Here is a 9,952-nt window from a genome sequence, read left to right as displayed (position 1 = left end):
TAATTATTTATTACTATAAAATTAAGAAGGGATATTCCATAAAAAAGCCCAGCATTGCTGGGCTTTGAATGTCTAAGGGGTAAACGTTTTATTCAGAAAATGAAACCGTAATAATATTCGAACATACGTTTTCAGATACGCATAACTGATAGTCGTATGCCGGTAATGTTGCGTTACGCACATAATCACGGTAACGGCCATTATCTGATACGGTATCTACTAGTTCGCCATTTCGGTATAGGCTAAGTGACTCAGCCCCTACTTCTGCCCAGTTTAACTCAACACGCATAGTATCAAGACGTGACTTGTTAGCGCGTTTTAAGCTCAATTCAATTTCAACATCACTAACAACCACTGTTTGAGTGAATGTATCTGAGTTATTTTCACTATCCGTTACGGTTAATTCAACCTCATAACTTCCTGACTGAGCGTAAACATGTGTAGGATTTGGGTTTGTTGATGTTGAACCATCACCAAAGTTCCAGCTCCACTGTGAAATGTCATCATTTACATCACGACTTGTATCTACAAATGTAGCAGTTAAACCTTGTGCTGAAACACTAAAGCCAGCTTGTGGTGGTTGTGGGCTTACCTCACCAATAGCGCTAAATGTAAGTGACCAACCATTGATATTACCCGTATCTGCACCAGCTGTATCTTCAACATGAAGTGTCCAATCTCCGGTTGCCACTTCAGAATTAAATACGCTTGATGTAAATGACTTAACAATATCGTCTGCACTGCCACCTTCATTGCTTTGTAAAGTTACTTCTGTACCTTGCGCTGAAATAAGCGTAAGTACTAAGTCACCAGACCAAGTATGCGTAATATCTACATCAGCAGTGGTGCCAAAAATAGTTAAATCATCAGCAACCGTAATAACCGAGCTTGCGCCCTCTGGAGAATTATCTGGAATAGCGATGTTTTCATCACTGCTGTAAGTAAAGTCATTTAAACCAGCAGGTTGAAGCATTAAGCTAACAGTTTGTTCTTTAACTTGCTCGTCTGATGTTGCGGTAACAGTAAAGTCGTAATTTCCCCACTGAGTATCGCTGTTAGTTGCAACTGTTAAAACAACTTCATCGCCCGGACGAGCGGTAGTTGCGCTTAGTGATGCATCGGTAAGATCTGAAGCTAAAGCCAGTGAAACGTCACCTTCCCATTGTGCAATTGAGCCAATCGTAAAGGTATAAGTAACCGTATCACCTACAGTCGCTTGCTGAGAAACCGGCGATACAGATAATTTAAAGCCTGGAGTTGGATCAGCATCAATTAGCGCTTGGTTAACATTTAGACGAGTACCTGCAACCGTTTTACCATTTAATGCCGCATTAGCATCACCACTAGACATAAGTAATTCTTTAAGCTCTAGTGTTGTTAAATCAGGATTAACTGAAAGTACAAGTGCAGCAGCACCAGCTACATGTGGTGTTGCCATAGATGTACCTGAATAAGTAGCATAGCTATTACCAGGAACGGTCGACAAAATACCTGAGCCAGGTGCGCCCATATCAACACTTGTTAGGCCCCATTGAGAAAAGCTAGACATATTATCTCTGCTATCAGTACTTGCTATCGATAATACGTTGTCGTTTTCATAATTAGATGGGTAGTGTGGATTTTGATCGTTATCAACCGCATCGTTACCCGCAGCAGCAACAAATAAAATATCAGCTTGCTCACTAGCCGTAATCGCATCAGCTAACGCTTGGCTAAAACCACCGCCGCCCCAGCTATTATTTAACACACGCAGATTAACACCCGCATTTTTAAGGCCAACCATGTAATCGATACACTTAATAGCACCAGAGGTAGAACCTGTGCCATCTGCGGCTAAAAACTTACAACCAACAATAGAAACATCATGGTTTACACCAACAACACCGACACCATTGTTACCACTGGCACCGATTGTACCCGATACGTGTGTACCATGGCCTTCGTCATCCATCGGGTCACCAACATCAGTAATTGCATTAATACCGTGAACGTCATCAATGTAACCGTTTCCGTCATTATCGATACCATCACCGGCAATTTCACCACTGTTTACCCACGCGTTCGCAGCTAAATCAGGGTGGCTATAATCAACACCCGTATCAATAACACCTACTACAACATCACGACTACCTGTAGAGATTGACCATGCTTCTGGTGCATCAATATCGGCATCAGCCGTGCCACCAGTTTGGCCTTCGTTGTTTAAGCCCCATAAATCATCAAAACGAGGGTCATTAGTTGCGCTTGCTATGCTCACTCGGTAATCAGGCTCAACATACTCAATAGCTTGATGCGATTTTAAGCGCTCAATTGCTTCTTTAGCGCTCATTCCTGATATTTTAAATTTTGCGAGGCGGCCAGAAAATAACGAGGTGAAGTTATCATCAATTTCATCGTTATTTAGATCAGATATTTTGGCTTTTACTAACGAACGAGCTTGCTTACGCATTTCTGGCGAAGCATTCTTTTTATATTTAACAATAATCGAGTCACTGCTCGCGGTTATTTTTTGAGTTGTACTGTTAACATCAGGCAATTTAGCCGCAGCTAAACAAGGTAAAAGTGCAAGTGTAATAATAGATAATTTTGTTTTCATTGTTCTATCCGTAATTAAGTTAACTTAGCTTTACTAAGCGAAATATTTACGTTTATGAATTTAAGTAATCACGTGGCAAGCGTTAAGAAAACGGGTAATCAGTCACTAACTCAAGCAAAAAAAGCAAAATCAGGAACAAAACCATTATTTTTAACTAGAAATACAGTAAAAAAAACATTAATAGCAGCCATTTTAATGAATTAAATAACTTATTTTTAACATGGCATTAACTCATTATTTTTTACTGGTTTTTGATGTAAATAGATAGAAAATACAAATTAAAAGAGTAAGCAATTGAAATTTATAGATTTAAATTACCATTAAAAAAGATGATTCAAAATGAACTCATTGAAGAATACAGTGACTGAGCAGTTATGAATTAGTGAATGGCAAACCACCTTACCAAGTACTAATGACCAAACCCTAGTTCATATTTAAAACAGCATTTTACGTTTAAGAATAAAAAGCTAATCACACATTATTGCAGCACGGCATGCTGCAACGAAAATACCTTTTTAAAACTTAATAAATAATCAAGGTATTTTATTTTATCTTTCAAGGAGAATAATAATGAAATTGAATAAATCACTTTTAAGCTGTGCAATTGCAATTGCAATGGGCGCCAGCTTTACAGCAAACGCAAACACAGAAACAAAAGCAGGTTCAACTTCTGAGCTTGCAGCTAAAGTATCTGTAAGTAGCATTGAGAATGCTGTAACAGTTAAGCAATCATTTTCTGACAACACGGCATTAGTCTCTCAAGATGGCGATGGCAATACTGCACTAGCTACTGAAATCGGTAACAACAACGATGTTAAAATAGCTCAATTACAAAATGGTAATTACGCCGAAGTTGAAACAACAGGTGATAACAACCAACAAACTTATGCACAAGATGGTGTTGCTAATGGGTTCATCACACGCATAACGGGTGATAACAACGGCGTTTATGTTTCTCAATTCGGCCAAGGGTTATTTCAAAACAATGAAGCAATCAATATTATCACTGGTAGCGATAATAATATTGACGTTGAACAAGGAAATGGCGGTCACTGGTTTTACAACATGGACATGAGAGGTAATGGTAACGAAATTATTTCATCTCAGTCTGGTATGTGGCAAGAATTTGAAGTACTTAGCTTATCAGGCGATGAAAACATTATTGAAATTGAACAAACAGACACCTGGAATGAATTTAAAATAGGCTCATTACGCGGTAACGAAAATGAGATTGACATTAGCCAAGATGGTTCACGTAACATCATTACATTTACTGATATTGCTGGTGATGACAACGAAATAGCTATTGAACAAAGCAGCGGTGATAACAATACCATTACTTTTGCAGCCGTTACTGGTAATGATAATGAAATAAAACTAGACCAAGAAGGTTCGAATAATGCTATTGAGTCTGGTCTTTTTGACGGTTCATTCAATGAAGTAACAGTTAATCAAATTGGTGATGAAAACCTTGCGACTACTGAGCTAATGGGCGATAACAATGAGCTTACAGCAATGCAAGTTGGTAACACTAATGAAGCATACATGGGTGTCATTGGTTCAAATAATGAATTTACAGTAACCCAGGTTAGTGATTTTAACTCGGTTCATTTAGCTAACTTTAATGGTAGCGGTAACGATGTTGATCTTAGCCAATCAGGTGGCGATGAAAACGCAATTTTAGTGCAGTCTTCATATCCTGATGTTTCTCTCACTTCAAACGATAACGATATTGATGTTAATCAAGTCGGTAATCAAAACGAGGCGATTGTTACACTAGCGGGTATCCTTGATAGTAACGCAAACCAAATTGATATTGCTCAAAATGGTGATATTAACGTTATTGACTTAATGGTAGAAGGCAGTAATCACTCTATTGATATTGCACAGCAAGGCGAAGGTAACTGGGTAGGTGGAACTGGAGATTCAGCGTTTTTATTAGGCGGTGAAAACGTTTCATTCTCTGTTACTCAAACCGGTAACTACAACACTGTTGAAGGTAACGTAATTGGCTTTAACAGTACATTCTCTGTCACTCAACTTGGTGATGGTAATACAGCAACAATTACACAAATGTAATTGATGAGACGGGGAGAGTAACCCTCTCCCTTATTTTAACTATGAAAAATAAACAATATATCTATCTTTTTATACTTTTAACTTTTTTTACTCCTTTGAGTAATGCCAGTGCTGAATTAGAAATCGATGGATTATTACTAAACAAAAGTATTAGTCGCTTTGGGTATCAATTTTACAGTGAATTTTCAAATTATTGGCGTGAACTGCCTTCAACAGCTGGCTTTAATGTAGAAATAAAAGAAACGGTTATACCCCGTGCTGGTACTAAATTAGTTTTAATAATGAATCATAAGATTATTTATGCAACCCATTTGGGACGAAAGTTAGAGCCTTTGGACGAGCGAGTAGAGCAAGCAGTGCACTCTGTAATGGACGCCATGGCGCGATCGAATATGCAAACAGCGAGTCCTGATATGGCATTGAATGGATGGTAACAATGAAAAAAATAGCATTAACAATAATAACAACTTTAAGCTTTTCAGTCTCCGCAACTGAAATTATTTATACCCCTATTAACCCGAGTTTTGGTGGCAACCCTCTCAATGCCAATATGCTGCTTAGTAAGGCACAAGCACAAAATAAACATAAAGCGCCGGTTGTCGAAAAAGGGTATGCAGAGCAGTTTCAAGATTCATTAGAGCGGACATACTTAAATCGAATGGTGAGAGAAATCACCGACATGGCTTTTGGGGAAAATATTGAAGACAGTGTTTTTAATCAAGACTCCATTTTTATGAGTGGTGATTATCAAATAGAAGTGATCACCAGTACAACCGACACTATCACGGTTAGAATAACAAATGTAATTGATGACTCGGTTGTGGTTATCGAAGTACCGAGGTTTGGATAATGTATAAATTAATAATAATAACAATCGCTCTTTCTCTTAGTGGTTGCTCTACTATGGGTAATTTAATCCCTCCGTCAAAACAAAGTGCGGTAACGTTAGAGCCAACAGATGTCTTTTCTGATTTAAAAAGCTTACCTAAACCTGCGGGCAGCATTCCAGTCTCGGTTTATTCATTTCGCGATCAAACTGGTCAATATAAGCCACAAACTAATGTTAGCTCGTTTTCAACGGCCGTCACTCAAGGTGCAAACTCTATTCTAGTGCAAGCATTACATGAGTCTGACTGGTTTACGCCGGTTGAACGTGAGGGTTTGCAAAATATTTTGACAGAGAGGAAAATAATTAGAGCGGCACAAGCGACTAACCCTAATCAAGGCGAGCTACCGCCGTTAACCACTGCGAAAATCATTTTAGAAGGCGGTATAATTAGTTACGACACCAATGTAAAAACGGGTGGCTTAGGAATGGAATATTTTGGTATTGGCGCATCAGAGCTATATCGTGAAGATGCAATATCAATCTATTTACGTGCCGTAGATGTAAGAACTGGCCAGGTATTGTTATCAGTAGCCACCAGCAAAAAAGTATTGAGCCAAGAAATGCGAGCAGGTTTTTTTAGGTATGTTAGCTATAAACGTCTGGCGGAAGCTGAGGCGGGATTTAGTGATAATGAACCAATGAGCATTTGCGTAACGCAAGCAATAGAAAAAGCGCTTACAGATCTTATCACCAAAGGTATTGATAAAGGCTTATGGGCTAAACAGGCAACTTAACCTACTCTTGCAGATGGCCACAACGTCATTGATGTGGCCAAACAAATAACGATTAGCTCTCAACGGGTAATAATACTGAAATATATCTTTGCGCCCAATTGGCCAATTCAACTCTATTTCGCGAATTAGTTTTTTTAAATGCGCTATAAAGGTGAGTTTTAACAGTATGGTCGCTAATGTTTAGTTTGTCCGCTATTTTATTATTACTCGCTCCTTGTGCAATTAAATGAATAACCGATTTTTCTCGTTTAGTTAAATGCTTATAGTCAGCTTCATTTAACGTGATATCTTCGCTTAAGGAGCTAAACGAAGAGGCCACACTTAGAATATCATTAAAGGCCTTAGAGATTACTTTACGAGTAAACCAAAGCTCACCAGTAGAAATTCTTACTAAGCCTTTAAATATATCTTCTGCTGCAGCCGATTTATAAAATACCCCATTAAAATGATTGAGTAATAAGTTTTTTTCACATACTTGCTCTAGTTCTACATTAAAAAGCACAACCTTATACTGTTTAGCCAAACAAATTAAATCTGCTGGGATCAAGTCCTGCCAATCATTTTGAGATCCATCAATTAGAAAAATGTCATAAGCACCACGCTGATCAATATGTGGGATAGTACTGTCCATTTTTATATCACCAAAAATGGCTTGAAGTGTTCTTAAAATAACTGTGTAGTTTTGAGAATGGAAAGACGATTGAAGCGTTGTCTTAATAAAAGCCGAGCTTTTTTGCAACATATAACTCATCCTTGAAACATTAGATTTACAACAATCGTCACATTACCTAAATTAACTACAAAACACAATGCTCTTTTGGTATAAGCCAATGAGTTTAGTTACCCTATAAAAGTGTATAAAAGCGTGATGTAACACCGTTAGTCCAACCAAATCCTTGTTGTACTTTATATTCACCCCCGCTGGCTTTTTGTTGCGGTGTGCATACGTTATATTTCTCCAACAAGCATTTATTTTCAATAAAATCTTGTTCTACCATTGTTAGCCAGTTTTTCATTATGCGTGTAGCTAATTGATCAATACCATAATTACGCAAGCCTTTTACCGCAAACCATTGTAATGGAGCCCAGCCATTCGGGCTGTCCCATTGTTGTGGAGTATCAACAACCGTTGTTACAATACCACCTACTTTTAAAAACTGCTTGCTCAATACGTTTGCAACCAGTTCAGCTTGCTGTTGCGAGGCTAAATTAACAAAAAGCGGGGTACTTGCCGCTGCACTTAAAATAGCAGACGGCTTAGATAGCTTATGATTATAATCAACAAAAAAACGCTTCTCATTACTCCAAAGATATTGATTAATAAGCGACTTTCTTTTTACAGCATAGCTGCTGTACGTTTGTGATTGTTGCTCATTACCAAGCAATTTAAAGCATTTACTAAGCTGATTTTCTAAATTGTACAGTAGGCAATTTAAATCTATGGGTACAATATCTGTCGTTTGAATTGAGCTTAGTAAGTTTGACTCGGCTAACCAGCGCGAGCTAAAGTCCCACCCAGATTCGCACGCAGCACGAATATTACGATAAAACTCAGTTTTTTTATCATCACTAAACCCTGATGCAAGCGCTAAGTCTTCTCTTAATGACTCTGCGCGAGGAGCCGCCTCATCATCCCAATAGCGATTTAATACCCCACCACATGGCATTGTTACCACGCGTTTTACACTTGTTTGCGTATCACTGAGTGTATCTGCTCCTTGCATCCAAAATGCGTGCTCTTTTGTTAAAGCTTCAACACACAATTTAAGCCAAGCTAAATTATGTGTTTTACTGTGAGTGTGCTGCCATAAAAGCTCAACCATCAGCGCTAAAATAGGCGGTTGTGAACGCGATAAATAATAACTGCGGTTACCATTTGGAATGCAGCCGTAATCGTTAATTAAGTCTATGAAGTTTTGTAGCATGTCTTCTACTACATCACTTTTATCTGCATCAATTAAACCTAACGCAGTAAAGTAACTATCCCAATAATAAATTTCTTGAAAACGTCCACCAGGTACAATGTAGCTGTGCTTTAAAGCGAGTAAAGAATTAGCTTTGGGTGTATCGGCTTCACGTCGAAGGCCGCTCCACAGTGAGTTTATGTAGCCTTTTACACTGGTGGTATTTGCAGCCCCTTTCATTGTTAATAAAGGCGTTGTTATAAAATGCGCATCAACAAAGTCTCTTAATTGAGTTTTATTAAGGGGTGCTATTTGCTCATACTGTTTACAGGCACTTTGCCAATCAACACGCGCTGTTGCATCAGCAAACGTTTTACAGTCGCTAAATATGTGCTGTGTTTGTACATCTTTAAATAATTGGCTATTAAAAAAACTCATAACTGTCCTAATCTATTAACTATTGACTGCGTGTTGTGAAATGGCATGGGTGCGTTTTTTAAAAATAATCACGCTAATAAAAATTAAACTAATGGGCACAAGTGAAAGATAAAAAGCATGCTGGCCACTAAAGTGCTCAAATACATACCCGGTTATCACCGACCCTGTGGTGCCACCAAGTGCTGAAAACACAACGATTAACCCTGTCATTGCAGCATGTTGATGCTTTTGAAGCGCACTGAGCATGACTGAGTTGAGTACCGGATAAATGGGCGCCATAAAAAAGCCAATTAATGGCAAAACAAACGCCGCCAGAGGCGCATCAAATAAACTATTCACCTCGCTTTTAGGTAAGTTTTCCGTTAGTGGTAAGGTAATAATGATCAATGCAGCCATAGCAACTAAACAACAGCTAAGTACTACAAACCAATGAATATGCTTTAATACTTGGCCCGCCACTAAGCGCCCTAAAGCAAGAGCTGCGGCAAAAATACTCGCTAGTTGAATACTAATAGCTACTGGTAATTGCAAAACTTGATTATTAAATGTAGGCAACCAAGTCCCTACCCCTTGCTCGATTAACACATACAAAAATGCACTAATAATAAAAATCAGCACTAACGGTTGATAGGTAAGTTTGAGCATAGCAATAAAGTCATTCCAACCCGAGTTGCTTTTTTGACCTTTGATAGCAGGCTTTATTGGTGCTATTACGACACTGATAATCACCAAAAGCGTAAGCGCTGCTAATACGTAATAAACGTTCAACCAGGCATTGCTATCAACAGGGTCTATAAATGCGGTGAATACCCAATAGCCACTTAATACACCCACCATAAAAATGCCTTCTATGGTGTTCAGTAATGATGAGTGACTATTTGCATCCTCAGTCACTTGGCCAATAATTGAATAAACCGACACCTTAACGACCGCAAAACCACAACCCACAGCAGCAAATAACACTTTAAACATGTAAAAGTCACTTATTACAGCCGTACTCAAACACGCTATAGCGACAACTAGCAGTGCTAGCAGCATTGCAAGCTTGTAGCCTAAACGCGGTATAAATGAAGCAACAACAAATGACATTATTGCAATTGATAAGTCTTTAAACCCCTCTAAAACCGACGCTTCTGTTTTGCTTACCCCTAATGTGTTTATAGCCTGCAAAATAACAGTGCCTACGCTATTTAATAAAATTGCGAAAATAAAATAGCTTGCAGCAATTGCCAGTGTGATTTTTATTTTACTCATTGCGTGCCTCGTTTATAGCGACATACGCCATAACGTTTATAAAGCAAATTACCCATAG

At 38.4% G+C, this 9,952-nt stretch carries 9 protein-coding genes; 5 read left to right on the top strand and 4 right to left on the bottom strand.

The window, feature by feature from the left end; translation table 11 throughout:
- Positions 1-88: 88 nt before the first annotated feature.
- Positions 89-2,596 carry a S8 family serine peptidase gene (locus tag A9479_RS13920; protein ID WP_064663733.1) on the bottom strand — a complete coding sequence of 836 codons (2,508 nt, stop codon included), beginning with the start codon at positions 2,594-2,596 and terminating at the stop codon, positions 89-91.
- A gap of 72 nt (positions 2,597-2,668) precedes the next feature.
- On the opposite strand from A9479_RS13920, the gene A9479_RS20190 reads away from it, so the two are divergent.
- From A9479_RS20190 to A9479_RS13900, 5 genes are all read left to right on the top strand, one after another.
- The gene (locus A9479_RS20190) at positions 2,669-2,800 is read left to right on the top strand and encodes a hypothetical protein (protein WP_269453429.1); all 132 of its coding nucleotides are present in this window, start codon (positions 2,669-2,671) and stop codon (positions 2,798-2,800) included.
- Positions 2,801-3,166: 366 nt separating this feature from the next.
- Entirely contained in the window at positions 3,167-4,675 is a 1,509-nt protein-coding gene (locus tag A9479_RS13915; RefSeq protein ID WP_064663732.1) for a curlin, read from the top strand.
- A 41-nt stretch (positions 4,676-4,716) separates the two neighbouring features.
- Complete coding sequence (locus A9479_RS13910; protein WP_013462999.1) at positions 4,717-5,109, top strand: curli production assembly/transport protein CsgE; 393 nt, start codon at positions 4,717-4,719, stop codon at positions 5,107-5,109.
- A complete protein-coding gene (locus A9479_RS13905) occupies positions 5,103-5,525 on the top strand; it encodes a curli assembly protein CsgF (RefSeq protein WP_016900115.1) in 423 nt (140 codons plus the stop codon). Before A9479_RS13910 ends, A9479_RS13905 begins: the two co-directional genes overlap by 7 nt.
- Positions 5,525-6,298, top strand: coding sequence for a CsgG/HfaB family protein (locus A9479_RS13900; RefSeq protein WP_024602690.1), 774 nt, complete (start codon positions 5,525-5,527; stop codon positions 6,296-6,298). The genes A9479_RS13905 and A9479_RS13900 overlap by 1 nt, the downstream gene beginning before the upstream one ends.
- Before the next feature lie 52 nt (positions 6,299-6,350).
- Here A9479_RS13900 and A9479_RS13895 read toward each other — a convergent pair whose 3' ends face one another.
- The 3 genes from A9479_RS13895 to A9479_RS13885 all read right to left on the bottom strand — a co-directional run bounded on the left by A9479_RS13895 (position 6,351) and on the right by A9479_RS13885 (position 9,894).
- Positions 6,351-7,040: a LuxR C-terminal-related transcriptional regulator gene (locus A9479_RS13895; protein ID WP_013462996.1), complete on the bottom strand. Its 690-nt coding sequence runs from the start codon at positions 7,038-7,040 to the stop codon at positions 6,351-6,353.
- 103 nt (positions 7,041-7,143) lie between these two features.
- Positions 7,144-8,640: an alpha,alpha-trehalase TreF gene (gene treF / locus A9479_RS13890; RefSeq protein ID WP_064663731.1), complete on the bottom strand. Its 1,497-nt coding sequence runs from the start codon at positions 8,638-8,640 to the stop codon at positions 7,144-7,146.
- A gap of 15 nt (positions 8,641-8,655) precedes the next feature.
- The gene (locus tag A9479_RS13885; protein ID WP_064663730.1) at positions 8,656-9,894 is read right to left on the bottom strand and encodes a sugar MFS transporter; all 1,239 of its coding nucleotides are present in this window, start codon (positions 9,892-9,894) and stop codon (positions 8,656-8,658) included.
- Positions 9,895-9,952: the final 58 nt, after the last annotated feature.

The sequence above is a fragment of the Pseudoalteromonas sp. MQS005 genome (genome assembly GCF_001661605.1).
Taxonomy (GTDB): Bacteria; Pseudomonadota; Gammaproteobacteria; order Enterobacterales; family Alteromonadaceae; genus Pseudoalteromonas; species Pseudoalteromonas tetraodonis.
This window is presented reverse-complemented; position numbering and strand designations above follow the sequence as displayed.

Excerpts from the sequence above, each read along its gene's own strand:
- A9479_RS13920 (WP_064663733.1), bottom strand. The coding sequence starts at position 2,596 with ATGAAAACAAAATTATCTATTATTACACTTGCACTTTTACCTTGTTTA.
- A9479_RS13915 (WP_064663732.1), top strand. The coding sequence starts at position 3,167 with ATGAAATTGAATAAATCACTTTTAAGCTGTGCAATTGCAATTGCAATG.
- A9479_RS13910 (WP_013462999.1), top strand. The coding sequence starts at position 4,717 with ATGAAAAATAAACAATATATCTATCTTTTTATACTTTTAACTTTTTTT.
- A9479_RS13905 (WP_016900115.1), top strand. The coding sequence starts at position 5,103 with ATGGTAACAATGAAAAAAATAGCATTAACAATAATAACAACTTTAAGC.
- A9479_RS13900 (WP_024602690.1), top strand. The coding sequence starts at position 5,525 with ATGTATAAATTAATAATAATAACAATCGCTCTTTCTCTTAGTGGTTGC.
- A9479_RS13895 (WP_013462996.1), bottom strand. The coding sequence starts at position 7,040 with ATGTTGCAAAAAAGCTCGGCTTTTATTAAGACAACGCTTCAATCGTCT.
- treF (WP_064663731.1), bottom strand. The coding sequence starts at position 8,640 with ATGAGTTTTTTTAATAGCCAATTATTTAAAGATGTACAAACACAGCAC.
- A9479_RS13885 (WP_064663730.1), bottom strand. The coding sequence starts at position 9,894 with ATGAGTAAAATAAAAATCACACTGGCAATTGCTGCAAGCTATTTTATT.